This is a genomic window from Erwinia papayae, assembly GCF_058241465.1.
Genome location: NZ_JBZCHT010000009.1, coordinates 757,946 through 784,433 on the forward strand (window position 1 = coordinate 757,946; position 26,488 = coordinate 784,433).

The window sequence follows — 26,488 nt, forward strand, 5'->3', positions numbered from 1 at the left end:
AGGCTGGTATCACGATGATTTGCGAACACGCAGATACCATTCACACAACAGGCGAACCTGCTTGCGGGTATAGCCTTTTTCCATCATCCGATCGACAAAATCATCATGCTTTTTCTGTTCATCCGTGGACGTTTTCGCATTAAATGAAATGACTGGCAGCAGCTCTTCAGTATTTGAGAACATTTTCTTCTCAATAACCGTGCGCAGTTTTTCATAACTGGTCCAGTTTGGATTGCGGCCATTGTTGTGGGCCCGGGCGCGTAATACGAAATTGACAATTTCATTACGGAAGTCTTTCGGATTACTGATACCCGCCGGTTTCTCGATTTTCTCCAGCTCGGCGTTCAGGGACTCTCTGTCGAATAACTGACCGGTATCCGGATCGCGATATTCCTGATCCTGGATCCAGAAGTCAGCGTAAGTAACGTAACGGTCAAAAATATTCTGACCATATTCAGAATAAGACTCAAGATAAGCAGTTTGAATCTCTTTGCCGATAAATTCGGCGTATTTCGGGATCAGGTAACCCTTCAGATGCTCAAGATATTTCTCGGCCTGTTCCTGAGGGAACTGTTCACGCTCAATCTGTTGTTCGAGTACGTAGAAAAGATGAACCGGGTTTGCTGCCACTTCAGCATGATCAAAGTTGAACACCCTGGAGAGGATTTTGAAGGCAAAGCGGGTAGACAGGCCATTCATACCTTCATCAACACCGGCATAGTCGCGATATTCCTGATAGGATTTTGCTTTCGGGTCGGTGTCTTTCAGGCTTTCACCATCATATACACGCATTTTGGAATAAGTGCTGGAGTTTTCCGGCTCTTTCAGTCGTGAAAGAATCGAGAAGCGTGCCAGCGTTTCCAGCGTGCCTGGAGCACAGGGTGCATGAGTCAGCTCACTGTGATCAAGAAGTTTGTCGTAGATTTTAATCTCTTCCGATACCCGCAAGCAGTAAGGCACTTTGACGATATAAACACGGTCAAGAAACGCCTCGTTATTTTTGTTATTACGGAAGGTGACCCATTCTGACTCGTTAGAGTGCGCCAGGATAATGCCATTAAATGGCAGGGCAGATATCCCTTCAGTACCGTTATAATTTCCTTCCTGAGTGGCAGTCAGCAGGGGATGTAGCACTTTAATCGGTGCTTTAAACATCTCAACAAACTCCATAATCCCCTGGTTTGCACGGCAAAGTGCGCCTGAATATCCGTAGGCGTCAGGATCGTTTTGCGCATGGTTTTCCAGCTTGCGGATGTCTACTTTACCCACCAGTGCTGAAATGTCCTGATTGTTTTCATCACCAGGTTCCGTCTTGGCAATCGCCAGCTGTTCAAGAATTGAAGGCCATACCTTAACTACTTTAAAGCGCGAAATGTCTCCGCCAAATTCATGAAGGCGTTTGGCGGCCCATGGGGACATGATGGTGCCGAGATAACGGCGGGGCACGCCATATTCTTTATCGAGGATCGTGGCATCTTCCTGTGGATTGAAAAGACACAAAGGATGGTCATTGACAGGACTACGCTCGCCATCGGCGCTGAGCACATAGATTGGCACTCTCTGCATCAGAGACTTCAGACGCTCAGCCAGAGATGATTTACCCCCACCAACGGGCCCCAGCAGATAGAGAATCTGTTTTTTCTCCTCCAGTCCCTGAGCGGCATGTTTAAGGTAGGAGACGATCTGTTCAATCGCCTCTTCCATGCCATAAAACTCTTCAAAAGCAGGGTAGCGTGCAACAACACGGTTGGAGAAAAGTCGGGAAAGGCGTGGCTCTGTAGCAGTGTCTACCATTACCGGCTCGCCAATCGCCATCAACAGTCTCTCAGCTGCATTGGCGTATGCACTACGATCCTGCCGACAAATGGTAAGAAATTCCTGAAGTGTAAACTCTTCGTCCTTGGCGGCTTCATAGCGCTGACGATAGTGATCGAATATATTCATAGCGATGCCCGTCCTTTCGTTTTTAGCAAAGGTAACAGGGAGCTTAAAACCTCACCCCCTGAAGGAACTTATGAATTACAGCAACCCTTATGCCAATCTGACATTTTTTATCGGGATAATTAAAGCTTATGGCTACTGCTCTCTTAAAATGCACTGTCGATGAATTAAGCGTAGTTGGCTATCTAAGAAATTTCCTGATACTTCTGTCTTTTTCGATGAGATTTCAATAACAAAGTCATAAATGAGCTTAACGCTGCCCTTGACTGATGCGGGCTGGCTGATATTTGTAAATAAGCGATTATAACCCCCGGACCGCACCCTTTGACATCTGGCAGCCGGTGTACAATCGTGTAAACTTTCCGCCTGGGATGTCGGGTTTGTTAAACTACCTGACTTAATTGTTATGTTTATGGAATGAATTAATTGTGAACTATTTCAAACTTAGCGTGCTTGCCACGATTTCGGCAGTGAGTTTTACCTCTGTCAGTGCGCTGGCGAATCCATTGAGCCTCGGGGCGTCGGTAATTTACAGTCAGAGTCCGTATAAAGGAGCAAAGGGCCGTTATTTCCCATTGCCGGTGATCAATTACGAAGGTGATAGCTTTTATTTTCGTACCGTACAGGCGGGATATTATTTGTGGAAAGACCAGCAGGATCAGCTGTCGCTGACCATTATGGGCTCGCCGCAAAGTTTTGATACCGATCACACTTACAATAAACAGCTCAAGAAACTTGATAACCGCCACATGACGATGATGGGAGGCCTGGATTACCGGCATCTGGCAGAGTGGGGGATCATACGCACGACTTTAGCAGCCGATATGCTGGGTAACAGCGACGGCTATCAGTGGGATCTGGCTTATCTTTATCGCTTTCAGTTGGGAGAGTTCAGTCTGACGCCCGGCCTTGGTCTGGTCTACAGCAGCGATCGTCAGAACAATTACTATTACGGTATATCAAAGCAGGAGTCCCGGCGCAGTGGGCTGGCCAGCTACGATGCGGATGACAGCTGGAACCCCTATCTTGAACTGACCGCGGCATGGTCACTGTCATCAAACTGGAACGCTACCCTCTCCGGGCGCTATACCCGACTGGCCACTGAGGTGAAAGACAGCCCGATGGTCAATAAAGATTCTCTGGTATCGGTATGGACGGGGGTAAGCTACACGTTCTGATATCACCATCAATGCACTAAAAAAGGGCGCTGAGCGCCCTTTTGCATAGAGGTGGTGAAATAAACAGGTGCAGCAGGAGTAGGTAATGAAAAATATAGCATTCAGTTCAGGGGCCATTTTACCGGCTATTGGTCAGGGAACCTGGTACATGGGTGAGGATGCCAGCCGACGCAAGCAGGAAATTGCAGCGCTTCAGGCAGGACTGGATACAGGATTGAGGCTGATTGACACCGCAGAAATGTATGCTGATGGTGAGGCAGAAGCCGTAGTGGGTGAAGCGCTGAAAGGGCGCAGGGATAAAGCATGGCTGGTTTCCAAAGTTTATCCGTGGAATGCAGGGGCCGTGGACACCATTGAGGCCTGCGAACACAGCCTGCGCCGACTGAATACTGATTATCTCGATCTCTATCTGTTGCACTGGCGCGGTAACGTGCCGTTGGAGGAAACGCTTAGCGCGATGGCATCATTAAAGCAGTCTGGCAAAATTCTGCGTTGGGGAGTGTCGAACTTTGACAGTGATGACCTTACCGATCTACTGGCTGAAGATGGGGGAGATGGCTGTGATGCTAATCAGGTGCTTTACCATCTGGGTTCTCGTGGTATCGAGTATGATCTCCTTCCCGACTGTCAGCAACGTGGGATCCCGGTGATGGCCTATTGCCCGCTAGCCCAGGGGGGCAGATTGCGTCGTGATCTGATGGATGCGCCGGTGTTGTGTGAGCTGGCACAGCAAAAGGGCATCAGCGTGGCCCAGTTGCTGCTGGCATGGGTTATCCGTCAGGAGGGTGTGATAGCCATTCCTAAAGCCAGCTCAGTTGCTCATACAGTCGAAAATGCCGCAGCTCTGAATGTGGTATTAAGTAGTGAAGATCTGACAAAAATCAATCTGGCATATCCGCCGCCAGAACGTAAAATGCCGCTGGATATGGTTTAGGTGCCGGTCAGCTCGCTTTTTTGCGGGCAGAGAGCAGTGTGATTCACCGTCAACGGACGGGCTCTGATGCCGGGTTGGCGTATTCAAATGATAGTTTTCCAGGGAAGAGGAATGAATAAACAGCAGCTTATCCGCTCTTACGCATCCACCAAAAATATGCTCCGGATATCCGGCATTGATAATGCCATCGCACACAATCTGTCAGCAGCTAATGTCAGGGAGAGAGCTCAGTGAGTGCTTCCCACCAGCACCTGTTCAGTTATGCCGCCTTCAGACACCTTTTTTTTGCCCGCCTCCTCACCGTGACAGGTAATGGTATCGCCCCGATAGCCCTGGCTTTTGCCGTACTGGATATGGGGGGAAATGCCGGAGATCTGGGTATTGTGGTGGCATCACGCTCACTGATAAATGTGTTGTTTCTTCTGCCTGGCGGTGTACTGGCAGATCGCTATTCACGTACTCGCCTTCTTTTTAGTGCTTCTGTTATTGCTGCGCTTTCTCAGGGCCTGTGCGCCTGGCTGGTGCTGGAGCACGCCGCAACGATCGGTGAGTTGATCATTCTGGGGATGATTAACGGTGCAGCAGCGGGTATGGCTTTACCGGCCTCTGGCGCAATGGTGCCTCTGACTGTGCCTGGCCAGAAACTCCGGCAGGCCAATGCATTTATTCAATTGGGAATATACGCCGGAACCATTACCGGCGCTTCGCTGGGCGGAATGCTGATCGGGGCCGTTGGGCCAGGTTGGGGGTTGGCAGTGGACGCTTTGGGCTTTGCTGCCGCCACGCCGCTGTGGTTGTTGATCAGGGTGGGCAAACAGCGGGTGGCGACTTTGCAGCGTAATATGCTGTATGAACTTCGCGAAGGCTGGAAGACGTTTATTGCTCACACCTGGGTATGGTCGGTTGTTGCTCAGTTTGCCGTGGTCAACGTGGCCTTTAGCGGCATTGTGATGGTGCTTGGCCCCGTTATAGCTGATGCTTCTTTTGGCAGGACGGTGTGGGGCATAATGGTTGCCGCACAAAGTGGTGGGCTGATAGCGGGTTCATGTCTGGCATTACGCTGGCGTCCACGCCGTGATATGCAGGCAGGCGTCATGCTGATTGCACTTTGCGCCCTGCCAATGTTGTTGTTAAGTATCCCGGCATCATCTTTTTTCTTGCCGGGGTGGGTTTTGGTCAGTTTGGTGTGGTGTGGGCCCATTATCTGCAAACCCGCATTCCCGCTGACAAGCTTGCCCGTATTTGCGCATGGGATGCGATGGGTTCTTTTGTCGCCATCCCGCTCGGTGAACTGGCTGCTGGCCCACTGGCTTTGCAGCTGGGTAATAAAACGGTGTTGATAATCTCAGCGGTTGCCGTTCTGGTTGCCACTCTGGCAACCAGTTTAGTCCCGGCAATAAGGTTGCTGACCAGAGAGGGAGAAGCAAAGTCCTGATTCAGCGGGTAAAGCACTGCCCCGTTGTTTATCTCCTGGTTATTTGCCTTTGCGTATTCTGATTGTTGTCGACAGTCGTGCTGGTGATTCTGCGGTGCTTTTCATCGGTGAGGAGACGTGGGCTGTTTCGACACAAACCATCGTTTTGTATCCATCATCTGCCATATCCGTCATGCTTTGTGAAAGTTCGGGTCCCGGATTCCAGGTGACAACGTCACTTTGATGATGATGATAAACTTCCAGCATACGGTTGCCTGTTTTATCACCGATCAGGCTACAGTCTTCCGGCTGGGTGTAAATACGGTCAATACGATGAGGATATGTTTGCTTACCGTCAACAGAATGCCCGGCATTGCCGCTGTTAACTTTATCAATAAAATCAGGTCCAAGGCCGCTGACCTCAACGTCAGCAATATCACCGACACAGAAATAGCTGTGCAGTGCCGCAGTGGCTTCATAGTCACCGTGTGCTTCAAGTTCAATCTCACAACTATCGGTAAAGCGGAAGCGCAGCAGAAGCGTGAATTCGTGTGGCCACAGCTCCAGAGTCTGCCGATCGCTTTTTAACATCAGTGTCAGCATGACACTTTTATCATTCTCATCATGAGCTGAGAGCGTCCAGGGCAATGTACGTGCAAAACCATGAGCGGGTTCTCCAGCCGGGCCAAACCATGGCCAGCAGACCGGCACACCTCCCCTGATGGCTTTACCCTGGGTCCATGCGGATTTCTCACTCAGCCAGATGACGGGTTTTTCTGCGGCGGGTTGCCAGGCAATCAGATGGGCCCCCTGTAAAGTCACCGCGGCACGTACTGCCGGGTGCACAATGATTAATACCGGTAGTTCGCCAATCTGACGGAGAGAAATGCAGGGCGTAATTTGTTCCAGTACCGGCAGTGAAAAAAGCTTCTCGTTCATAATCAGTCCTTTTCATTCATCAAAAAAGGCGACCGAAGTTGCCCCTGTTCAACATTGGAACTCAATAATTATTATGACAGATAAACAGCTATCTCATTCTACAAGATGAAACCACACCTTACAGCAGTAATTGAGACAATTTGCGAACACTCAAACCATTTCCATTTTTGGTTTATCAATATAAGCAAAGCGGCCCGGGTTATCACACCTGTAAACAGAACTAACCCTGAAAATACTTTTATCTTTACATCATCAGCTACCAGCGATCCGTGAGCAGTGGTCGGAACCATGTCATCAACAACAGTCTGTTTATCTGTCCAGAAGAGGTAAATCATTCATAATGAACAGTGTGAAACAGGAGGAATATCAATATGACTTATTTTTTATTCTGTGATCACCAAACAATTTTGTTAGATTCTTGCCCGCTTCAGACAATGAATTCATCATATCACGGATTTTTATTAATACTTTTCAGCCCTGGTCAGTTCCTGCGGTTATAGCATGCATCAACTATCTGTACAGTATTCATATTAAGGCGAGAGGTAAATTATCGCAATCAGCCTGATAGCGGAGGTTTATGGCTACAAGGATAATGTTATGGCTGTAGCGGTTCGCAATCGACATCTCTTCGACGGGCAATGTGTGCAAATTTTGGCCCACATTTACTGCAAATGAAAACACCCCTGGCTCTCTTTGAGTGATAACTAACTCGCAATTCAGTCCACCGGGCTCACATTAACTGCAAATCGAATTTGATATACCAGCCACCAGGCCGAGTAGCTTAGTCTTGCTGATTTCCTACTTATAAAATTTTAACTATAAATAGTCGTTTTATTATATCTGATCGACTCTTATAGTTATATTAAATAAAGCTATGTGAAAGCAAAGTACATGGAACGTTACAACAAAAATTTAATCAAGGGGAATATTACATGCTAACAAAATCAGAAAGAAAAATTATAAACACAACTGGACGTGCGATAGGGTAAGTCTGAATAACAACGATATAGCTAATAATCTTTCTGGTATTCATAAAAATATCAAAAACATATCAAATATTGTTGAAACAAGGATATTCAACAGTGGGGCATCTCTGCATGTCAGCGGTGAATACAAAAATTCATATTCAAATGGTCATTTAATTTTAAATCCGAAAGGGATTGATTTGCGATTTTTGCCAGGTAAAGTGAAATCTGCAGATATAAAAGTTATTAAAAGTTCAGATGGTAAATATCGTCATAATATCACATTTAATAATGGAGGAAGGTCGATTCAGGTAACAAATATTTTATCTGACAGAATAATTCTGCCATTCAAACTTACACCGGTAAAATTGACAAAAACAATTCAGCCAGTGGGGGGCTGAATTAAATAAATATATTATTCATGGCACAACAAAAGAAAATGAAAAGGTGGTGTGTAAAATGTCACCTGATTTTGTTGCTCAGATCTGGGTGGGAAATAAATTTCCTGAAGGAAAAAATAACCAGCCTTGAGGTTTTTGATAAAGATGATAATCATATCATTTAGTTCCGTGGATGGAGAAAGAGAGTGGAAAAACAAAGTAATAACTGGCAAAATATCATTAATAAGTTGCCAAAAAAATAAGAGATGATGTTTTTTAAAAAACGAGGATGCTATAAAAAATGTCTTTCATGATTATTGGCATTTAAGGATAGAGATTATCGCTTGCATGGCGTCTATAGTTAGTCTTGCTGTCTGTAACGGCGTATTTGATTTATCAGAGTTATCCAAATCCGACAATCCAGTGAGACAGTTTGTCTGTCTCATTTGGGTTGTGTATATCCTGCCCTGATGTTTCATTCTCACCATCCTGAGTTAAACGAAACATTTTTTATCATTATGGCGCTTTATGATACACCCGAGTTTCAACCCGCGATCGGGTTCTTACTCTTCAGGAACCGTGCTGACGGATATGAAATTGACGGGCATAGCCGCTCACTCATAATAACCGGGCGACCTGGGGATAAAGTTGAATGAAAAGGATTTAAAATAAGTGTTTCACAGGCATAAAAAAAGGCGACCGGAGTCGCCTTCAGAATCTGTTTGTGACGCTTATTTAGCGATATGAGCAACCAGATCCAGTACTTTGTTTGAATAGCCGGTTTCATTATCGTACCAGGAAACCAGTTTAACGAAAGTATCGCTCAGGGCGATGCCTGCTTTTGCATCGAATACGGAAGTCAGTTTTTCACCGTTGAAATCGGTAGAAACCACTTCATCTTCAGTGTAGCCCAGAACGCCTTTCAGCTCGCCTTCAGCAGCAGACTTGATTGCTTCACAAATTTCTTTGTAAGAAGCCGGTTTAGCCAGACGTGCGGTCAGGTCAACCACAGAAACGTTTGGCGTTGGAACGCGGAACGCCATACCGGTCAGTTTACCGTTCAGCTCAGGGATAACTTTACCCACCGCTTTAGCAGCACCGGTAGAAGAAGGGATGATGTTCTGCGATGCGCCACGACCACCACGCCAGTCTTTGTGCGAAGGACCGTCAACAGTTTTCTGCGTTGCAGTCGTTGCATGAACGGTGGTCATCAGCGCTTCAACGATGCCAAACTTATCGTTGATGACTTTCGCCAGCGGTGCCAGGCAGTTAGTGGTACAGGAGGCGTTAGAAACGATTTCCTGACCGGCATAAGACTTGTGATTCACGCCCATAACAAACATAGGGGTGTCATCTTTTGATGGTCCGGTCAGCACAACTTTCTTCGCGCCTGCTTCAATGTGCTTACGTGCAGTTTCGTCAGTCAGGAAGATACCGGTGGCTTCAGCAACCACGTCCACACCAATTTCATTCCACTTCAGGTTGGCCGGATCACGCTCAGAGGTAACGCGGATGGTTTTGCCATTAACAACCAGATGGCCGTCCTTGACTTCAACGGTGCCATCGAAACGGCCGTGGGTGGAGTCGTATTTCAGCATGTAAGCCATGTAGTCGGCGTCCAGCAGATCGTTGATACCGACGATTTCGATGTCAGAACGCTGCTGAGCAGCACGGAAAACGATGCGACCGATACGGCCAAAACCGTTGATACCTACTTTGATAGTCATATATTCCACCAGCTGTTGTTAGTGAATAAAAGGTTGGCTGTAAAATTACAAAAAGCTTGTCAGGCGTCAAGCGGAATCGGTTCAATAGTTGCGACAAATCAAACCGAACGACAGGAATTATTACGCTTTTGCAACTTCCTCTGACGCCGCTAAGTACCCAATGTTGAGGCATCCTGCCTGAATATAAAGGGGTGATAAGGCTAAAGAGTGATCATGGTCACAATTTTATCCCGAGATCAGTTTCAGACTTCTGCGCAAGGTAAAAAAGCTCCCGGCGATGTTAAATATTTGTTAGTATGGCTGCAGCTATAATTTCTGATCTCAAACGCCCGCCTGAGAATAACATTATGGTTAATCATCCTGAATCACTGCATCCGGAAACTGAGCTGACGGAAATGCAGCGCTACGTTACACAGCAGCGGGGCACTGAACCGCCTTTTTCCGGCAAGCTGTTGCACAACAAAGATGACGGCATTTATCACTGTCTGGTCTGCAACACGCCGCTATTTCTTTCAGCCAGTAAGTTCGATTCTGGTTGCGGTTGGCCCAGCTTTTACCAGCCCTGTAATGATGACGCGGTCAGATATCTTGAGGATGACTCACACGGGATGCAGCGTATTGAAATTCGTTGTGGCAGCTGTGATGCACATCTTGGGCATGTTTTCCCTGACGGACCTCAGCCAACCGGTGAACGCTACTGCGTAAATTCCGCCTCGCTGAGTTTTACCAGTGATGATGGCAATAACATTAAAGGATAGTCGCTATGGCGCTGGATGAGATAATTGCGGCGATGACCCCTGACGTATACCAACGTCTGGTCACCGCAGTTGAAACGGGAAAATGGGCGGATGGGGTGGCATTGACCCCCGAGCAAAAAGAGAACAGTCTGCAACTTGTTCTCCTCTGGCAGGCCCGCCATAACGACCAGCCGCAGCATATGACGGTGGGAAAGGGCGGCGAGCTGGTAGTGAAAAGCAAACAGCAGTTGAAAGAAGAGTTTGGTATTACTGATGATCAACGGATGCCGATCCGTTTGCAGTAATATCGCTACAGGATAATGGCCCCTGCTGTGGCCATCTCCTCCAGCGCCCGAGCACTGTCACCCGGTTGTAAATCGACACCACGACAGCCCGCGGAAATAACGGTTGTCGTGTATCCGCAGGCCAGCGCATCAAGCACGCTGTATTTTACGCAGTAGTCGGTTGCCAGTCCCATCACCGTCAATGCCACAATCTGTTGCTCTTTCAGCCAGCTGTCCAGCAAGGTTTTACTGCGGCGCCCGTTATCATAGAAGGCACTGTAACTGTCCACGTCGACAGTCTGGCCTTTAAAGAAACGCTCGGTAATCAGATGCTGATGCAGCGCGGGATGCAGTTCTGCGCCTGAAGAGCCCTGAACGCAGTGATCGGGCCACCACACCTGAGACAGGCCATCGAGTTCTCCGCTGGTCCAGGGCGGCTGGCGCGCAGTCGAGGCAAAGCTACCATGATCGGCGGGATGCCAGTCCAGGGTCGCCAGCACGGGCTGATCACGCTGATGAAACTCCGTTGCATACTGGTTAGCGATGGCAATCACCCGATCGCCTTCGCTGACAGCCAGCGCGCCGCCGGGACAAAAATCATTTTGTAGATCTATCAGTAACAGCGCCTGGCGAATCGTCATAATTTATTCCTGATTATTCTTCGGTAGTCAGCTCACCACGCAGATTAACCTGCATCTGCTGGCGGACCTGCTCAGTGGTTAAATCCTGACTAAGCAGAAAATGTAACTTGGTCAGGGTGGCTTCCACCGTCAGGTCGCCACCGCTGATTACGCCAGCCAGCGCCAGAGCATTGCCGGTGGCATAGCCGCCCATATTGACCTTGCCGGACATGCACTGGGTCAGATTAACGACCACAATGCCCCGCGCTGACGCTTCCTTCAGTTCGTTGAGAAAGGCCGGGTTTTGCGGAGCATTGCCCACGCCATACGAGCGCAGGATCAACGCTTTAACCGGCTGGCGCAGGAAATTACTTACCACATCAGCTGAAATTCCCGGATAGAGTGTGACCACGCCAACAGGCTGCGGGGTAACCGAATGAACAATCAGCTGGCCTTTGCCCATCGGGGCGGGTGGTGTATTCAGTCGGCGGATATGTATTCCGGCTTCCAACAGCGGGGGCAGATTAGGCGATGCAAAAGCGTTGAAACCATCGGCATGAGCTTTAGTGGTACGGTTGCCGCGAAACAGGTGGTTGTTGAAAAACAGCGAGACTTCACTGATCGGGTAGTTCGCCGCAATGAACAGGGCGTTCAGCAGATTTTGCTGTCCGTCAGATCTCAGCGCTTCAAGCGGAATTTGTGACCCTGTCACAATGACCGGTTTGGTCAGATTTTCCAGCATAAATGACAGGGCTGATGCGGTAAATGCCATGGTGTCGGTGCCATGAAGGATGACAAAACCATCGTATTGATCGTAATTGGCCTTGATATCATCCGCAATCGATTGCCAGTCCTGCGGTGTCATATCCGAAGAGTCAATCAATGGCTGATACTCATGAATAGTAAAGTCTGGCATCTCAGGACGATGGAATTCAGGCATGTCAGCCAGCTGGTTTTGCAGGTGGCCCGACACCGGAACATAGCCGTGGCTGGAACGTTGCATACCGATGGTTCCGCCCGTATAGGCAACGTAAATGGATTTTTTATGCATGGATTAACTCAGGCTTGCCAAAAGGCGGATTATAAGGGGAAAACCCGTGAAAAGCAGCCCGACAAGATGCCGGGCTGAACAGTTATTTTACCAGGCCACAGGTAAGACACATCGCATAGCGATTCTGTGGATCGTTGAGATTATCAAACAAGCCGGGCTGATTTTTCATGTTGACCATGACCTCTGCCAGCGGAGCCGGCAACCAGGCTTTGAACGCTGTCGGCAGTACCGCCTGCACAGAGACGTTCATCTGGCTGAGTAACAGGTCGAAGAAGCCAGGCTCATCCTGATACCAGCTCAGTTGCCATTTCGGCAACCTGGCCAGCTCAGCGGCTTTTGCCACTGCGTCATCAAAATCACCCATGGCATCGACAAGTCCATTGGCTTTAGCATCGCTGCCGGTCCAGACATGTCCCTGAGCAATAGTATCAACCTGTTCTGGCGTCTTACCGCGTGCGGCGGCCACCAGGCCAATAAAGTTTCTGTAACCGTTAGCGATACTCAGCTGCATCATTTGCTGGGCTTCAGGGGGAAGTGCGCGGGTGGTTGCCACATTAGCCAGAGGTGAGGTTGCCACGCCATCGGTGTGTACACCAATTGAATCCAGCGTATTCTCAATGGTATTAATCACGCCGAAAATGCCAATGGAGCCAGTAAGTGTGTTCGGGCTGGCAATAATGTAATTTGCTGGCGTGGAGATCCAGTAGCCACCTGATGCCGCCATGCCACCCATTGACACCACAACTGGTTTACCCGCTGCTTTTGCCGCTGCCAGCTCTTCACGAATGCTTTCAGATGCCGTCACGCTGCCGCCGGGACTGTTAACCCGAAAGACAATTGCTTTGATTTTGGGATCCAGTCTGGCCTGACGGATCTCCATCGCGGTGGTGTCGCCTCCCACGTTGCCGGGGGTTTCATCCCCGTCAAGGATTGCGCCACTGGCCATCACCACCGCGATGTTACCGTCGGCAGAGCTGTTATTTTTCACCTGATAGTCATAGATGCTGGTGCCTCTGAAATCGTTGGACTGTTTGTCCCAACCAAAGACTTTACTCATCTCCTGATCGACAACGGCACGAGAAGCCAGCTGATCGACCAGCTTGTTGTCTCTGGCATATACAGCCGTGTCACCACCTGTTTTGTTCAGTCCGTCCAGTACGCCCTGCGCCCCAGGAAACACCTGCTCAGGCGTCAGCTGACGATTTGCAGCCAGCGTGTTAAGATAATTCTGCCATAGCTCTCCAATCCAGCGGCTGTCAGCATCGCGGGCCGCCGGGGACATATCATCCCGCAGATAAGGTTCTACTGCTGATTTATAGGTGCCAACGCGGAAAACATGCGAGGTGACTTTGAGCTTATCCAGCAACGTTTTGTAATAAAGACCATTGGTGGCGAATCCATGAAGATCTACCGTACCCTGTGGTGACAGGTAAATTTTGTTGGCAAAGCTGGCGAGATAGTACTGTGCCTGACTGTAACTGTCGCCAGTAGCGAATATGGGTTTACCGCTGTCACGAAATTCACGCAAAGCTTTACCAATATATTGCAGAGATGGCTGGTCAGCCCCGGCGAAGTCACGCAGGTCCAGCACTATGCCGGTGATGTTGACGTCACCCTTGGCCTGACGAATGGCATCCACCACATCGAACAGTGAATTCTCTTTCAGGCGGTCACTGCTGGTTCCCAGCAACTGGCGACCAATTCTGCTCAGCTTATTACTGACCGAAGGCTTATCGACGACCGTACCACTCAGATCAACAATCAGTGCGCCTTTCTGCACCTCGGCGGGGGCGCTGGCTTTGGTATACTGGAAATAAATTCCGACACAAATCAGAATCAGACACACCAGAAAAAGGTTGAGAATAAACTCACGGACGAAATTCAGCAGCCGCCACGTCCATTTAAAAAAACCAGCGATTGCTCGCCACAAAATCCGCATAGGTTCTCCATAATCGCGATTAAAAAGCCGGTCGGGTATTCAGGCACAAGGCTGGATGACGTAAACCGGGTTGAGATGGTGACATCCTAAATAGCGGGGAACAAATTGTCAGCAGGAAAAAGCGTGATGCTGTAACAATTCATCATCCTGTGCTAGCTTCTGCTGAATAAAAATCATTATCAGGAGACAATTATGGATGCACTGGATCTGTTGGTTAATCGTCGCTCCGCATCGCGCTTGAGTGAGCGAGCTCCGTCAGGAGAAGTGCTGGAAAACATTTTGCGGGCCGCCATGCGGGCGCCCGATCATGGCACATTGCAGCCCTGGCGCTTCATTATCATTGAGAATGAAGGACTTCAACGTTTCAGTACTCTTCTTGAGAATGTCGCACGTCAGGATCAGATGGAAGCTAAAGCCATCGATAAAGCCAGGCAGGCACCTTTCCGTGCGCCAATGATTATTACCGTGGTCGCTCACTGTGAAACGCATCATAAAGTCCCTCACTGGGAACAGCTGGTTTCCGCAGGATGTGCAGTGATGGCGATGCAGATGGCCGCAGTAGCGCAGGGCTTCAATGGTATCTGGCGAAGTGGGGCATGGACAGAACATCAGGCGGTCCGCGAGGCTTTTCATTGCCGCGAGCAGGATGCCATCGTCGGCTTCCTTTATCTTGGTACGCCACAGCTTAAATCTGCCACCACGGTGGTCCCGCCTGACACGTCACCTTTTGTCAGCCGGTTCTGACAGAAATCACGACCGATGCTGGCAGGGTTGTGAGCAGCCCTGCATATTGCTCTGATTGTAAGCAATCGAACTGCTGTGGCCTTACCCACGAACTCCTTACGCGTTAACATACTGGCGGTCATGTTGCCGTATGCAGGCTTTCAGACGCGTATCAATCACGCTTCTGTCCTGTAAATCGTGGCCTGCATCAGTAAACTTTCTTTACACCTGTAAGTGGCAAGGACGGACTCTCCGCCACAGGGGTACCCTGACCGAAGCTTTATTCTGAAGGTCATCACTGCCAGATGCGTTTGTTTATTGCCGAAAAGCCCAGCCTTGCCCGCGCTATTGCCGATGTACTGCCGAAACCTCATCGCCGGGGAGAGGGCTATATTGCCTGTGGCAGCGAAGATGCGGTCACCTGGTGCGTCGGGCATCTGCTGGAACAGGCTCAGCCTGACAGCTACAACAGCCGCTTCGCCCGCTGGTCGCTGGCTGATTTACCCATTGTGCCGGAAAAATGGCAGTTGCAGCCGCGTCCTTCCGTTGCAAAACAGCTCAGCGTGATTAAAGGATTGCTTGAACAGGCCAGTGAGGTGATTCACGCCGGTGACCCCGATCGCGAAGGACAGCTGCTGGTCGATGAGGTTCTGGATTATCTGGCGCTGTCGCCGGAAAAACGTGAAAAAGTAATGCGCTGCTTAATCAACGATCTCAATCCTGCGGCGGTCGAACGTGCCGTGGGTCGTCTGCGTGAGAACCGTGAGTTTATTCCTCTTTGTGTATCCGCGCTGGCACGGGCTCGGGCGGACTGGCTGTATGGTATCAATATGACCCGCGCTTACACTTTGCTGGGGCGTAATGCGGGATATGACGGCGTGCTCTCTGTCGGGCGTGTCCAGACACCGGTGCTTGGACTGGTGGTGCGGCGTGATGAAGAGATTGAAAACTTTGTGGCAAAAGACTTCTTCGAGGTAAGAGCGCATATTGTCACCCCGCAGGATGAGCGATTTGTTGCTTTGTGGCAGCCGAGTGAGTCCTGTGAGCCTTATCAGGATGAGGAGGGGCGACTGCTGCACCGCCCGCTCGCTGAACATGTTGTGGCGCGCATTGGCGGGCAGCCTGCACGGGTGACCAGTTATAACGACAAGCGGGAAAATGACACGGCACCGCTGCCTTTTTCGCTCTCCGCTCTGCAAATCGAGGCGGCAAAACGGTTTGGCCTGAGTGCACAGACAGTGCTGGATACCTGCCAGAAACTGTACGAAACCCACAAACTGATTACCTATCCACGTTCTGACAGCCGTTATCTGCCTGACGAGCATTTCGCCGGGAGACAGGCGGTATTAAATGCCATCTCTGTCCATCAGCCTGATCTGCTACCCCCTGAGGATTTTGATGCGGATCGCAAAAATCGCTGTTGGGATGACAAGAAAGTTGATGCTCACCACGCCATTATTCCTACCGCGCGCAGCAATTCTGTTCGTCTGACAGAGAATGAAAACAATATTTATCAGCTGATCGCTACCCAATATCTGATGCAGTTCTGTCCGGATGCGGTATATCGGAAATGCGTGATTGAACTGGATATTGCCGGAGGGAAATTTGTCGCAAAAGCACGTTTTCTGGCGGAGGCCGGCTGGCGGGCGTTGCTGGGTAGCAAAGAGCGTGACGAGGAGAATGACGGCACGCCGCTGCCTGTCGTGGCAAAAGGAGATGAGCTGCTGTGCGAACGCGGAGAGGTGGTGGCAAAGCAGACTCAACCACCGAGGCCGTTCACCGATGCCACATTGTTGTCAGCTATGACCGGTATCGCACGCTTTGTACAGGATAAAGATCTAAAGAAAGTGCTGCGTGCGACCGATGGTTTAGGAACAGAGGCAACGCGTGCCGGAATTATCGAACTGCTGTTTAAGCGAACGTTCCTGTTTAAAAAAGGGCGCTATATCCATTCCAGCCCGGCCGGTCGCGCGCTTATCCACTCATTGCCGGAAATGGCCGCGCGGCCGGATATGACCGCCCACTGGGAGTCGACACTGACTAAAATCAGTGATAAGCAGTGCAGCTATCAGGGGTTTATGCAGCCCCTGGTGGAGACGTTATACCAGTTAATTAATCAGGCACGGCAGCAACCGGCGGCTCACGCTTTTCGTGGCCTGCCCGTGGCGGGAAACAACAGGCCGAAACGTAAGGCAGGCAAAGCGAAGGAGAGGAAATGATCAAAAAAAGCGCGATGTTACTGGGCGTATTGTTGCTGTGCAGCCAGCCGTCATGGGCAACTGAGCAGTACGGCGGTCAACAGAATAGTGCTGATGACAGCGTATCAGCCTATGACAACAGCACGGGCAGAGGCTCCGGCGTGGTGATTGATATGCCACCACAGGTATGGACACAGAATCAAAATAGCAATAACAATCAGCCCCCCTGTCAGCGTTGTTGTATCTGGCAGAACCGCAGCTACACAGAAGGGTCGGTGGTGAAGATGGAAGGGGTGTTATTGCAGTGCGCCCGCGACGAGCAATCCTTCGGAACCAATAATCTTATCTGGAAACCACTGAAGCAATGAGAGTTGCCAGGGATGGACCCCGGGACGGCGAGATTACAGACTGAACTGTGCCCAGACTGGCGCATGGTCAGAGGGTTTGTCCATACTGCGGATGTCGTAGTCTATGCCGGTTGCCACACAACGTTCAGCAAGCGGTTGACTGGCCAGCAGCAGATCGATGCGTAAACCCCGGTTATCATCAAATCCTTTAGAACGGTAGTCGAACCAGGAAAAGCGGTCGTTTGTCTGGGCATTGTTCGCCCGCCAGGTGTCGACCAGCCCCCAGTTAAGTAAGCGTTCCATCCACTCTCTCTCCTCAGGTAGAAAAGAGCATTTGCCGGTACGCAGCCAGCGCTTGCGGTTATCCTCGCCAATACCGATATCCAGATCGGAGGTGCTGATATTCATGTCGCCCATAATAAGCACGGGATTGTCAGCTTTTTGTTCCTGCTCCAGATAGTTTTGCAGGTCGCGGTAAAACTTCTCTTTTGCCGGAAACTTGAGCGGGTGATCGCGACTTTCTCCCTGGGGAAAATAGCCGTTGATCACCGTGATATTGCCAAGCGAGCTGGGGATATCGGCCATGATCAGACGACGTTGCGCATCCTCAGCGTCGTCAGCAAATCCCCGACGGACCATAACAGGCTGCACTTTGGTCAGTAATGCCACGCCGTAGTGACCTTTCTGGCCGTGATAAAACACGTGATAGCCCAGTTTAGCTACCTCTTCGAGGGGAAACATATCGTCATGAACTTTGGTTTCCTGAAGACCAATAACATCTGGCTGGTGTTGCGCAACAATGGCTTCTAACTGATGAGGGCGAGCACGTAGCCCATTGATATTAAAAGAGACAAATTTCATTTCGCCTGCCGGTTAGCGATGAAAAACAGGCCGGAATGGTAACAGAATACCGCAGCCAATGTCATCCTTAAGGAGGGCGTTGATAAGTATGTGGGCAGAGGTAAATAACCGTAAAAATGACCGGAACCTGCGGTTTCTTATGGAAAAAATATTTCAGTGAGTCTGTGCAGATAAAGTTTGCCTCACTGAGGTGACCGGGGGCGAACGGCAGAGGGTCAAACACTGTTTCACTGCTGAAGGTGACTATTTTTACTAATGAGATTGAAGAAGGTGTTATCAGCCTGGCGGGTAAAATCGAAATGGTGGTGGGGGAAGGATTCGAACCTTCGAAGTCGATGACGGCAGATTTACAGTCTGCTCCCTTTGGCCGCTCGGGAACCCCACCACGGGGTAAAATCAGCACTCAACAATTTGCCGGTCTGTCTGCAAGCTGTTTAAGTGGGGCGCATCATATCAGATGGAATAAGAGAGTAAAGTCCGTCTGCTGTGAAAAAAAATCGTTTGCCGTTTTTTTGCCCAGGGTGCTGTTTTCATGGACAATTCAGCACCCTGCTCAACCCTACAGAATGATGGTACGGTTTCCGTATACAAACACGCGCTGGGCCAGCACATGATACAGCGCGCGACTCAGCGCATTTTTTTCAACGTCACGCCCGGCACGCATCATATCTTCGGCGGTGTAGGTATGATCGACGTGAATGACGTCCTGCATAATAATCGGGCCTTCATCCAGATTGTCATTCACGTAGTGAGCTGTTGCCCCGATAATTTTCACCCCACGCTCGTAGGCCTGGTGATAGGGACGTGCACCAATAAAGGCCGGAAGAAATGAGTGATGAATGTTAATAATCTGATTAGGATAGCGTTCAACAAATGCGGGAGTTAATACACGCATATATTTTGCCAGCACCACATAGTCGGGCTGGTAGCGATCGATCTCCACTGCCATGTTGTTGTCATGTTGCTCACGGGTCAGACCTTCGTGGCTGACAAGAACAAAGGGAATTTCAAAACGTTCAACCAGAGTACGCAGGGTTTCGTGATTACCAATAACCGCAGCGATTTCCACGTCCAGTCCACCGTAAGTGCTTTTCATCAGCAAATCACCCAGGCAGTGCGCTTCTTTTGTCACCAGGATAACGATGCGACGGCGACCCGCCGGATTGAGCTCCCGTACTGAACCGACCGGCAATGCGCTGTCCAGGTCGGCCAGCAGCGTGCTGTCGTTAAAAATCCCCTCGAGTTCAGTCCGCATAAAGAAGCGGCCCGTGCGGTGATCGACGAATTCATTGTTTTGCACGATATTCAGTTCGTGTTTGTAACAAATGTTGGTGATTTTGGCGATCAGACCTTTTGCGTCCGGGCAAATAGTCCGTAAAACTTTTCGTTGCAGTGTTTGCGATTGCATTGCGATGGTAATCCTGTCGAAGCAACTTTGTTTGGAAAGGGGCAGATAACTACCCACAACATTTTTTGAATTTTTTGCCGGAGCCGCATGGGCACCGATCATTGCGCCCTGTATCAGGGTATGTCCCGTCGATATAGTACCAGCGTTGTTCCAGCCGAAGAAAGCGCGAACGCTCGTGAAGAAAACTTTCCTGCCCATTTTCAGAGTAACGAGCAAAAAAAGTGACATACCCTGCGGTATTATCCTTTTCCACTTCTGACGCAATAATATGTAAACTAAGCCATTTGGTACTGAGGTAGCTTTGTTCCACACTGGCCCGAAAACGTTCGGCCTGGCAGGATGGATGCCAGCTGTTCAACAAATAGTCTGTGTCGCAGCGGACCCAGGCGGTGTAGCGCGAACGCATTAATTTTTCTGGGGTAGAGGGCAGCGCCACTCCGTTCAACCAGGGCTGGCAACATAGGCTATACTGCAACCCGCTACAGCATGGGCAAAGGTCTGACACGTTGACTCCACGAGAATATAAAAGATTTAACACGTTTGGCAGCATGGTAACTGAGTGGCGTACGTGATGCCATTTGTTAGTTAAGCGGACATTGAGGTTCAATGAGACAGGTTAAAATAGGACTGGCACTGGGTTCTGGTGCTGCCCGTGGATGGGCCCACATTGGTGTGATAAATGCGCTGGAAAGAGCTGGTATTAAGGTGGATTTAGTGGCGGGCTGCTCTGTGGGTGCGCTGGTCGGTGCTGTCTACGCCAGCAAACGCCTGCCCTTACTGGAAAGCTGGGTCCGTTCTTTCAGTTACTGGGATGTTATCCGCCTGATGGATCTATCCTGGCGGCGCGGAGGCCTGCTGCGGGGTGAGCGTGTTTTTAACCATGTGCGCAGGCTTACAGGCCACGATCTTATTGAACAGTGCGCAATGCCTTTTGGTGCGGTAACCACTAACCTCAGCACGGGGCGTGAACTATGGCTGACTGAGGGGGATATTCATCAGGCGGTGCGCGCTTCATGTAGCATTCCGGGTTTGCTGGCGCCTGTTGCATGGAATGGATACTGGCTGGTAGACGGAGCGGTCGTCAATCCCGTTCCCGTCTCCCTGACTCGTGCGCTCGGGGCTGATATTGTCATCGCTGTCGATCTTCAGCATGATGCGCATCTTACACAGCAAGATTTACTGTCGGTCACCACGCATGCCGAGGAGCAGGAAGCCATCGTGGCGGCCACAACCTGGACTGGCAGGCTGCGACAAAGTTTTACACGCGGAGCACAGCGCAAAGTGAATCAGACCCCAGGTGCGATGCAAATTATGTCAACCTCAATTCAGGTGCTGGAAAATCGCGTAAAGCGTAATCGTATGGCGGGTGATCCTCCGGATTTACTGATTCAACCTTTATGCCCTCAGATTTCAACACTCGATTTCCATCGTGCTGAAGAAGCTATTGAAGCTGGCAGACTCGCGGTAGAAAAGAAGACAGATGAACTACTCCCACTGGTTCGTTAACAGGAATTGCCGGGTAAATATGGCGCTTTTGCTGATAAATCGGAGAGGCGCAATCGTGGTTTATGAGCCACTATTGATTTAGCTGGTGTACAAGGGGGGAGAATGGAGAAGCCATTAAGTGGGAAACAGATTCTGATCGTTGAAGACGAAATCGTTTTCCGCTCTCTGCTGGATAATTTTCTGCTGGCGCTTGGTGCTGATACCGCGCTTGCAGATAACGGGCTCCAGGCCCTGGATATGATAGATAAGCAGCCATACGAGCTGATTATTTGCGACCTGGAGATGCCCGGAATGAACGGTATCAAACTGGTTGAGCATCTGAGAGCGCAGGGTAACGATGTGCCCGTTCTGGTGATCTCCGCGACTGAAAACATGTCCGACATCGCTCAGGTTCTGCGGCTTGGGGTACAGGATATTCTGTTGAAACCCCTGAAAGACCTCGGGCGTGTGCGTGATGCCGTCTATGAGTGTCTGTATCCCTCAATGTTTACTTCCAAAGTTGAAGAAGATGAACAGCTGTTCCAGGACTGGGATGCGCTGGTAAACGATCCTCCTGCCGCAGCAAAACTGCTTCAGCAGTTGCAACCGCCGGTGCAACAGGTCGTTGCTAACTGCCGCCTGAATTATCGCCAGTTGACGATGGCTGAACAGCCAGGCCTGGTGCTGGATGTCGCGGCATTGTCAGGACATGAACTGGCCTTTTACTGCCTGGACGTTACAAGGGCAGGTAATAATGGTGTTCTGGCTGCATTATTACTTCGGGCTTTATTCAATGGCCTTTTACAGGATCAATTATCCGGTCATGCGCAAGGTCTGCCGGAATTAAGTTCATTGTTGAAACAAGTCAATCAGCTTCTTCGCCAGGCAAATCTGACCGGACAGTTTCCATTACTGGTGGGTTATTATCATCAGGGAATTAAAAATTTAATCCTGGTTTCCGCAGGGTTAAATGCCACGCTCAATATTAATACTCATCAAATACAACTCAGTAATGGCATGCCGCTTGGTACTCTTGGCAGCACACATCTCAATCAGATTAGCCAGCGTTGTGACGCATGGCAGTGTCAGGTATGGGGAGCAGGAGGCAGGCTACGTCTGATGTTGTCGACAAATTGATCAATCTGAATCATTTATTGCCGGGTGCCGAGAGCAGGGCCAGAAAATGGCTTTACACTTGGGTAATAATCTTAATTTATGCTGAAATTGTTTATCCAGGATAAATCCACCCGGATTCAACTGGTATACTCATCTCGTTTTTTAACTCGACATATCAAGTAATAACTTGAACGGCCTAAAGAGAGGTACTTTGATGTCTGCCTATAAGTCCAAAGTAAAAAAAGCGGTTATCCCTGTAGCAGGTTTGGGAACGCGCATGTTGCCTGCCACCAAGGCAATTCCAAAAGAGATGCTGCCGCTGGTTGATAAGCCGTTAATTCAGTATGTCGTTAATGAGTGTATCGCCGCCGGAATTAATGATATCGTGCTGGTTACGCACTCATCAAAAAATTCTATTGAGAACCATTTCGATACCAGCTTTGAGCTGGAAGCCATGCTCGAAAAACGTGTAAAGCGCCAGCTGCTGGAAGAAATCCAGTCTATCTGTCCTCCACACGTTACCATTATGCAGGTTCGTCAGGGGCTGGCTAAAGGTCTGGGCCATGCAGTGATGTGTGCCTATCCGGTAGTAGGCAATGAACCTGTGGCCGTTATTCTGCCAGACGTGATTATCGATGAATATGAATCCGATCTGAAGAAAGACAACCTGGCAGACATGATACGGCGCTTTGATGAAACAGGCCACAGCCAGATTATGGTTGAACCTGTCGCCGACGTGACTGCTTATGGTGTGGTTGACTGCCAGGGCGCAGAACTGAGCCCTGGCGACAGCGCGCCAATGGTCGGTGTTGTTGAAAAACCTAAAGCAGATAAAGCGCCATCCAACCTCGCAGTGGTAGGACGCTATGTTCTTTCTGCTGACATCTGGCCTCTGCTGGCTAAAACGCCTCCGGGCGCAGGTGATGAAATTCAGCTGACTGACTCCATCGCCATGATGATGGAGAAAGAGACGGTTGAAGCCTACCACCTGAAAGGTGTAAGCCACGATTGTGGTAACAAACTGGGCTACATGCAGGCTTTCGTTGAATACGGTGTGCGTCACAACACACTGGGCAGCGATTTTAAAGCCTGGCTGGAAGCCATCGTGGGTAATAAAAAGTAAGTTTAATTTCTAACCGGGACAATTCAATGAAAGTCACCGTATTTGGTATCGGCTATGTCGGTCTGGTTCAGGCTGCTGTTCTGGCCGAAGTCGGACATGACGTTCTTTGTATCGATGTTGACGAAAAGAAAGTCGACAATCTGAAGAAAGGGATCATTCCTATTTTTGAGCCAGGCCTGACGCCTTTGGTTATGCAAAACTATGAAGCCGGCCGGCTTCGGTTTTCTACCAACGCAGAAGAGGGTGTACGCCACGGCGTGATGCAATTTATTGCTGTGGGAACACCGCCGGATGAAGATGGTTCAGCAGACCTGAAATATGTTACTGCCGTTGCGCGCACAATCGCACAACATATGGAAGAGAGTAAGGTTGTCATCGATAAATCGACCGTGCCAGTAGGTACAGCCGATCGCGTCCGCGCTGTGATGGAGGAAACGCTCAAATCACGTGGCGTTGATATTACATTTGATGTGGTTTCCAACCCGGAATTTCTCAAAGAAGGCGCGGCCGTTGCTGACTGCATGCGACCTGAACGTATTGTGGTTGGCACGGATAATGATGACGTGGTTGAACTGCTGCGTGAACTTTATGAGCTATTCAATCGCAATCATGACCGCATGATTTTAATGGATATCCGTAGCGCTGAACTGACAAAATACGCAGCCAACTGCATGCTGGCGACTAAAATCAGTTTTATGAACGAAATTTCGAATCTGGCTGAGCGTCTGGGCGCAGATATTGAAAAAGTTCGTCAGGGAATTGGTTCTGATTCCCGTATTGGCTACTCATTTATTTATCCTGGCTGTGGCTACGGTGGTTCCTGTTTTCCGAAAGATGTGCAGGCTTTAATCCGCACTGCGCAGCAAATTGGTTATCAGCCACGTCTGCTTCAGGCCGTTGAGGATGTTAACGACTCACAGAAAAACAAACTGCCTGGGTTTATTAAACGCCACTTCGGCGATAATCTTCAGGGCAAAACCTTTGCACTGTGGGGACTGTCTTTTAAGCCTAATACCGATGATATGCGTGAGGCTTCCAGCCGGGTACTGATGGAAGCATTGTGGCAGGCTGGTGCCAGCGTGCAGGCTTTCGATCCGGAAGCGATGGATGAAGCACAGCGCATTTATGGTCACCGCGACGATCTGAAGTTGATGGGCACCAAAGAGGCGGCTTTGCAGGGTGCTGACGGGCTGGTTATTTGTACCGAATGGCAAAGTTTCCGCGCTCCTGATTTTGATGTTATTAAAAATGCTCTGAAAGAACCCGTGATTTTTGATGGTCGTAACCTGTATGATCCGGAAAGAGTCAGCAAACGCGGTTTTGTTTATTATGCAATCGGCCGCGGAGCTTCAATCCAAATTGCATAATTAACGAGGGCAGTATGAAATATCTGGTTACCGGTGCGGCAGGATTTATTGGCTACCATGTTGCAGAACGCTTGCTTCGCGCCGGTCACCAGGTTGTCGGTCTCGACAACCTGAACGACTATTATGATGTTAAACTTAAGCTTGCCCGCCTGGATTTACTCAAGCCTTATCCTGCATTTTCCTTCGTTAAACTTGACCTTGCTGACAGGGAAGGAATAGCTTCGCTGTTCAGTGAAGCCGCCTTTGATCGTGTTATTCATCTTGGGGCTCAGGCAGGTGTGCGCTATTCCCTGGAAAACCCATCTGCCTATGCTGATGCAAATCTGACCGGACATCTTAATATCCTTGAAGGGTGTCGTCATCACAACATTTCTCACCTGCTTTATGCTTCATCCAGTTCAGTTTATGGCCTGAACCGTAAGCTTCCATTCTCTACCGATGATTCTGTCGACCACCCAATCTCATTGTATGCCGCTACTAAAAAGGCCAATGAGCTGATGTCCCATACTTATTCACATCTTTATGGTATCCCGACTACCGGTCTGCGTTTTTTCACCGTATACGGTCCATGGGGACGCCCGGATATGGCGCTGTTCAAATTCACCAGAGCGATGATCGCTGGAGATCAGATTGATGTATACAACAACGGACAGATGCGACGTGACTTTACCTACATTGATGATATCGTCGAGGCGATCTTCAGGCTTCAGGGTGTTATTCCACAGGCAGATGCAGGCTGGACGGTAGAAGAGGGTAGCGCCGCAGGCAGTTCAGCGCCTTATCGTGTTTACAATATTGGTAACAGCAGCCCGGTAAAATTAATGAGTTATATTGAAGCGCTGGAGAAATCTTTAGATATCACGGCAAATAAAAATATGTTGCCTATGCAGCCTGGGGATGTACCTGAAACCAGTGCAGATACCTCAGCTTTATATAAGGTGATTGGATTTAAACCACAAACCGGTATTGATGAAGGGATTAAACGCTTTGTCGACTGGTATCGTTCGTTCTATCAGTGCTGATATTTAATACCCCATTGCAAAGGATGGGGTATTAAATGAAAAATCACAGCATGAAATCTTCCAGCTTCTTACCTTGTTCTTCAATTGCTGTTTTAATCACGGCTGGAGTACGGCCCTGACCTGTCCAGGTTTTAGTTTCGCCATTTTCATCAACGTACTTGTATTTAGCAGGACGTGCCGCACGTTTAGCTTTTCCTGACGTTTTGGCGGTGGACAGCGTTGACAGCAATTCATTAGGATCAATACCGTCGGCAATCAGCATTTCACGGTATTGCTGTAATTTACGGCTGCGCTCTTCGATTTCAGCCTGAGCGTGATTCTCTTCATCGCGACGCTCAGTAACCACGACTTCCAGTTTCTCCAGCATCTCTTCCAGAGTTTCCAGGGAACACTCTCGTGCCTGCGCACGCAGGGTACGGATGTTATTCAAAATTTTAAGTGCTTCGCTCATGTTCCTGATCTCAAATTATAATGGGTGGGGTCGTTCTGCCTGATAATAATAGAGTGCGGCAATAGGAACTGCAATAGTAATTTTTGTAATAGACTCAGAATAAGTAAGTATGGGTGATTCAGCAGAATGATTATTAACAATACAAAACGGTGAGTCCTGGCTGAATTACATTCTCACGCCCTGACTCAGCTAAAGGTTTTTGATTACGATTATCATTAAGTTGAAAGGACAGTATATAATCACAAAAAGGAAAAATTTTATTCGATACTCAGTCTAAC

At 49.3% G+C, this 26,488-nt stretch carries 22 protein-coding genes, 1 tRNA gene and 1 pseudogene; 13 read left to right on the forward strand and 11 right to left on the reverse strand.

Annotated features, from left to right (window positions below; genetic code table 11):
* Positions 1–9 precede the first annotated feature (9 nt).
* Entirely contained in the window at positions 10–1,944 is a 1,935-nt protein-coding gene (yeaG, locus tag AC3RPL_RS08310; protein ID WP_034933107.1) for a protein kinase YeaG, read from the reverse strand.
* 425 nt (positions 1,945–2,369) lie between these two features.
* Here yeaG and AC3RPL_RS08315 point away from each other — a divergent pair, with 425 nt between their 5' ends.
* The 3 genes and pseudogenes from AC3RPL_RS08315 (at position 2,370) to AC3RPL_RS08325 (ending at position 5,488) form a co-directional block, all read left to right on the forward strand.
* A complete protein-coding gene (locus AC3RPL_RS08315) occupies positions 2,370–3,119 on the forward strand; it encodes a MipA/OmpV family protein (RefSeq protein ID WP_490739628.1) in 750 nt (249 codons plus the stop codon).
* A gap of 85 nt (positions 3,120–3,204) precedes the next feature.
* Positions 3,205–4,053, forward strand: a complete 849-nt coding sequence (locus AC3RPL_RS08320) for an aldo/keto reductase (RefSeq protein WP_490739629.1) — start codon at positions 3,205–3,207, stop codon at positions 4,051–4,053.
* 251 nt (positions 4,054–4,304) lie between these two features.
* Positions 4,305–5,488, forward strand: a pseudogene (locus AC3RPL_RS08325) (MFS transporter).
* A 39-nt stretch (positions 5,489–5,527) separates the two neighbouring features.
* Here AC3RPL_RS08325 and AC3RPL_RS08330 read toward each other — a convergent pair.
* Both AC3RPL_RS08330 and gapA read right to left on the reverse strand, forming a co-directional pair.
* Positions 5,528–6,406 (reverse strand): D-hexose-6-phosphate mutarotase, encoded by an 879-nt coding sequence (locus AC3RPL_RS08330; RefSeq protein ID WP_490739630.1) that lies wholly within the window; start codon positions 6,404–6,406, stop codon positions 5,528–5,530.
* Positions 6,407–8,482: 2,076 nt separating this feature from the next.
* Entirely contained in the window at positions 8,483–9,478 is a 996-nt protein-coding gene (gene gapA, locus AC3RPL_RS08335; protein WP_261643608.1) for a glyceraldehyde-3-phosphate dehydrogenase, read from the reverse strand.
* A 347-nt stretch (positions 9,479–9,825) separates the two neighbouring features.
* Here gapA and msrB point away from each other — a divergent pair, with 347 nt between their 5' ends.
* Together msrB and AC3RPL_RS08345 are read left to right on the forward strand one after the other, a co-directional pair.
* Complete coding sequence (gene msrB, locus AC3RPL_RS08340; protein WP_490739631.1) at positions 9,826–10,236, forward strand: peptide-methionine (R)-S-oxide reductase MsrB; 411 nt, start codon at positions 9,826–9,828, stop codon at positions 10,234–10,236.
* 5 nt (positions 10,237–10,241) lie between these two features.
* Positions 10,242–10,520 carry a YeaC family protein gene (locus AC3RPL_RS08345; RefSeq protein ID WP_490739632.1) on the forward strand — a complete coding sequence of 93 codons (279 nt, stop codon included), beginning with the start codon at positions 10,242–10,244 and terminating at the stop codon, positions 10,518–10,520.
* Between the two features lie 5 nt (positions 10,521–10,525).
* Here AC3RPL_RS08345 and pncA read toward each other — a convergent pair whose 3' ends face one another.
* From pncA to sppA, 3 genes are all read right to left on the reverse strand, one after another.
* Complete coding sequence (gene pncA / locus AC3RPL_RS08350; protein ID WP_490739633.1) at positions 10,526–11,140, reverse strand: bifunctional nicotinamidase/pyrazinamidase; 615 nt, start codon at positions 11,138–11,140, stop codon at positions 10,526–10,528.
* A gap of 13 nt (positions 11,141–11,153) precedes the next feature.
* Complete coding sequence (gene ansA, locus AC3RPL_RS08355; RefSeq protein ID WP_490739634.1) at positions 11,154–12,170, reverse strand: asparaginase; 1,017 nt, start codon at positions 12,168–12,170, stop codon at positions 11,154–11,156.
* Between the two features lie 82 nt (positions 12,171–12,252).
* Positions 12,253–14,109: a signal peptide peptidase SppA gene (gene sppA, locus AC3RPL_RS08360; RefSeq protein WP_490739635.1), complete on the reverse strand. Its 1,857-nt coding sequence runs from the start codon at positions 14,107–14,109 to the stop codon at positions 12,253–12,255.
* Positions 14,110–14,301: 192 nt separating this feature from the next.
* On the opposite strand from sppA, the gene AC3RPL_RS08365 reads away from it, so the two are divergent.
* The 3 genes from AC3RPL_RS08365 to AC3RPL_RS08375 all read left to right on the forward strand — a co-directional run bounded on the left by AC3RPL_RS08365 (position 14,302) and on the right by AC3RPL_RS08375 (position 17,398).
* Positions 14,302–14,853, forward strand: a complete 552-nt coding sequence (locus AC3RPL_RS08365; RefSeq protein ID WP_490739636.1) for an NAD(P)H nitroreductase — start codon at positions 14,302–14,304, stop codon at positions 14,851–14,853.
* A 284-nt stretch (positions 14,854–15,137) separates the two neighbouring features.
* Positions 15,138–17,051 carry a DNA topoisomerase III gene (locus AC3RPL_RS08370; protein ID WP_490739637.1) on the forward strand — a complete coding sequence of 638 codons (1,914 nt, stop codon included), beginning with the start codon at positions 15,138–15,140 and terminating at the stop codon, positions 17,049–17,051.
* Positions 17,048–17,398 (forward strand): DUF1496 domain-containing protein, encoded by a 351-nt coding sequence (locus tag AC3RPL_RS08375; RefSeq protein ID WP_367167195.1) that lies wholly within the window; start codon positions 17,048–17,050, stop codon positions 17,396–17,398. Before AC3RPL_RS08370 ends, AC3RPL_RS08375 begins: the two co-directional genes overlap by 4 nt.
* A 33-nt stretch (positions 17,399–17,431) precedes the next feature.
* On the opposite strand, the gene xthA is transcribed toward AC3RPL_RS08375, so the two are convergent.
* From xthA to AC3RPL_RS08395, 4 genes are all read right to left on the reverse strand, one after another.
* Positions 17,432–18,238 (reverse strand): exodeoxyribonuclease III, encoded by an 807-nt coding sequence (xthA, locus tag AC3RPL_RS08380; RefSeq protein ID WP_490739638.1) that lies wholly within the window; start codon positions 18,236–18,238, stop codon positions 17,432–17,434.
* Between the two features lie 300 nt (positions 18,239–18,538).
* A tRNA-Tyr gene (locus AC3RPL_RS08385) sits at positions 18,539–18,623 on the reverse strand.
* Between the two features lie 174 nt (positions 18,624–18,797).
* Positions 18,798–19,646 carry a formyltetrahydrofolate deformylase gene (purU, locus tag AC3RPL_RS08390; protein ID WP_490739639.1) on the reverse strand — a complete coding sequence of 283 codons (849 nt, stop codon included), beginning with the start codon at positions 19,644–19,646 and terminating at the stop codon, positions 18,798–18,800.
* 49 nt (positions 19,647–19,695) lie between these two features.
* A complete protein-coding gene (locus AC3RPL_RS08395; protein WP_490739640.1) occupies positions 19,696–20,151 on the reverse strand; it encodes a YchJ family protein in 456 nt (151 codons plus the stop codon).
* A 101-nt stretch (positions 20,152–20,252) separates the two neighbouring features.
* On the opposite strand from AC3RPL_RS08395, the gene rssA reads away from it, so the two are divergent.
* The 5 genes from rssA (at position 20,253) to AC3RPL_RS08420 (ending at position 25,759) form a co-directional block, all read left to right on the forward strand.
* Entirely contained in the window at positions 20,253–21,152 is a 900-nt protein-coding gene (gene rssA, locus AC3RPL_RS08400) for a patatin-like phospholipase RssA (RefSeq protein WP_261643589.1), read from the forward strand.
* A gap of 102 nt (positions 21,153–21,254) precedes the next feature.
* On the forward strand, positions 21,255–22,268 hold the full coding sequence (rssB, locus tag AC3RPL_RS08405) for a two-component system response regulator RssB (protein WP_490739641.1): 1,014 nt from the start codon (positions 21,255–21,257) through the stop codon (positions 22,266–22,268).
* Between the two features lie 193 nt (positions 22,269–22,461).
* Entirely contained in the window at positions 22,462–23,370 is a 909-nt protein-coding gene (gene galU / locus AC3RPL_RS08410; RefSeq protein WP_490739642.1) for a UTP--glucose-1-phosphate uridylyltransferase GalU, read from the forward strand.
* A 26-nt stretch (positions 23,371–23,396) separates the two neighbouring features.
* Positions 23,397–24,737 (forward strand): UDP-glucose dehydrogenase family protein, encoded by a 1,341-nt coding sequence (locus AC3RPL_RS08415; protein ID WP_490739643.1) that lies wholly within the window; start codon positions 23,397–23,399, stop codon positions 24,735–24,737.
* A 14-nt stretch (positions 24,738–24,751) separates the two neighbouring features.
* On the forward strand, positions 24,752–25,759 hold the full coding sequence (locus tag AC3RPL_RS08420) for an NAD-dependent epimerase (RefSeq protein WP_490739644.1): 1,008 nt from the start codon (positions 24,752–24,754) through the stop codon (positions 25,757–25,759).
* Positions 25,760–25,802: 43 nt separating this feature from the next.
* On the opposite strand, the gene hns is transcribed toward AC3RPL_RS08420, so the two are convergent.
* Entirely contained in the window at positions 25,803–26,210 is a 408-nt protein-coding gene (gene hns / locus AC3RPL_RS08425) for a histone-like nucleoid-structuring protein H-NS (protein ID WP_034940970.1), read from the reverse strand.
* Between the last annotated feature and the right edge of the window lie 278 nt (positions 26,211–26,488).

What these genes read in the sequence shown, in the direction of transcription:
- galU (WP_490739642.1), top strand. Translation starts at nt 22,462, where the DNA reads ATGTCTGCCTATAAGTCCAAAGTAAAAAAAGCGGTTATCCCTGTAGCA.
- yeaG (WP_034933107.1), bottom strand. Translation starts at nt 1,944, where the DNA reads ATGAATATATTCGATCACTATCGTCAGCGCTATGAAGCCGCCAAGGAC.
- AC3RPL_RS08420 (WP_490739644.1), top strand. Translation starts at nt 24,752, where the DNA reads ATGAAATATCTGGTTACCGGTGCGGCAGGATTTATTGGCTACCATGTT.
- AC3RPL_RS08375 (WP_367167195.1), top strand. Translation starts at nt 17,048, where the DNA reads ATGATCAAAAAAAGCGCGATGTTACTGGGCGTATTGTTGCTGTGCAGC.
- rssB (WP_490739641.1), top strand. Translation starts at nt 21,255, where the DNA reads ATGGAGAAGCCATTAAGTGGGAAACAGATTCTGATCGTTGAAGACGAA.
- purU (WP_490739639.1), bottom strand. Translation starts at nt 19,646, where the DNA reads ATGCAATCGCAAACACTGCAACGAAAAGTTTTACGGACTATTTGCCCG.
- sppA (WP_490739635.1), bottom strand. Translation starts at nt 14,109, where the DNA reads ATGCGGATTTTGTGGCGAGCAATCGCTGGTTTTTTTAAATGGACGTGG.
- AC3RPL_RS08330 (WP_490739630.1), bottom strand. Translation starts at nt 6,406, where the DNA reads ATGAACGAGAAGCTTTTTTCACTGCCGGTACTGGAACAAATTACGCCC.
- AC3RPL_RS08345 (WP_490739632.1), top strand. Translation starts at nt 10,242, where the DNA reads ATGGCGCTGGATGAGATAATTGCGGCGATGACCCCTGACGTATACCAA.
- xthA (WP_490739638.1), bottom strand. Translation starts at nt 18,238, where the DNA reads ATGAAATTTGTCTCTTTTAATATCAATGGGCTACGTGCTCGCCCTCAT.
- AC3RPL_RS08320 (WP_490739629.1), top strand. Translation starts at nt 3,205, where the DNA reads ATGAAAAATATAGCATTCAGTTCAGGGGCCATTTTACCGGCTATTGGT.
- pncA (WP_490739633.1), bottom strand. Translation starts at nt 11,140, where the DNA reads ATGACGATTCGCCAGGCGCTGTTACTGATAGATCTACAAAATGATTTT.
- rssA (WP_261643589.1), top strand. Translation starts at nt 20,253, where the DNA reads ATGAGACAGGTTAAAATAGGACTGGCACTGGGTTCTGGTGCTGCCCGT.
- ansA (WP_490739634.1), bottom strand. Translation starts at nt 12,170, where the DNA reads ATGCATAAAAAATCCATTTACGTTGCCTATACGGGCGGAACCATCGGT.
- gapA (WP_261643608.1), bottom strand. Translation starts at nt 9,478, where the DNA reads ATGACTATCAAAGTAGGTATCAACGGTTTTGGCCGTATCGGTCGCATC.
- msrB (WP_490739631.1), top strand. Translation starts at nt 9,826, where the DNA reads ATGGTTAATCATCCTGAATCACTGCATCCGGAAACTGAGCTGACGGAA.
- AC3RPL_RS08415 (WP_490739643.1), top strand. Translation starts at nt 23,397, where the DNA reads ATGAAAGTCACCGTATTTGGTATCGGCTATGTCGGTCTGGTTCAGGCT.
- AC3RPL_RS08365 (WP_490739636.1), top strand. Translation starts at nt 14,302, where the DNA reads ATGGATGCACTGGATCTGTTGGTTAATCGTCGCTCCGCATCGCGCTTG.
- AC3RPL_RS08370 (WP_490739637.1), top strand. Translation starts at nt 15,138, where the DNA reads ATGCGTTTGTTTATTGCCGAAAAGCCCAGCCTTGCCCGCGCTATTGCC.
- hns (WP_034940970.1), bottom strand. Translation starts at nt 26,210, where the DNA reads ATGAGCGAAGCACTTAAAATTTTGAATAACATCCGTACCCTGCGTGCG.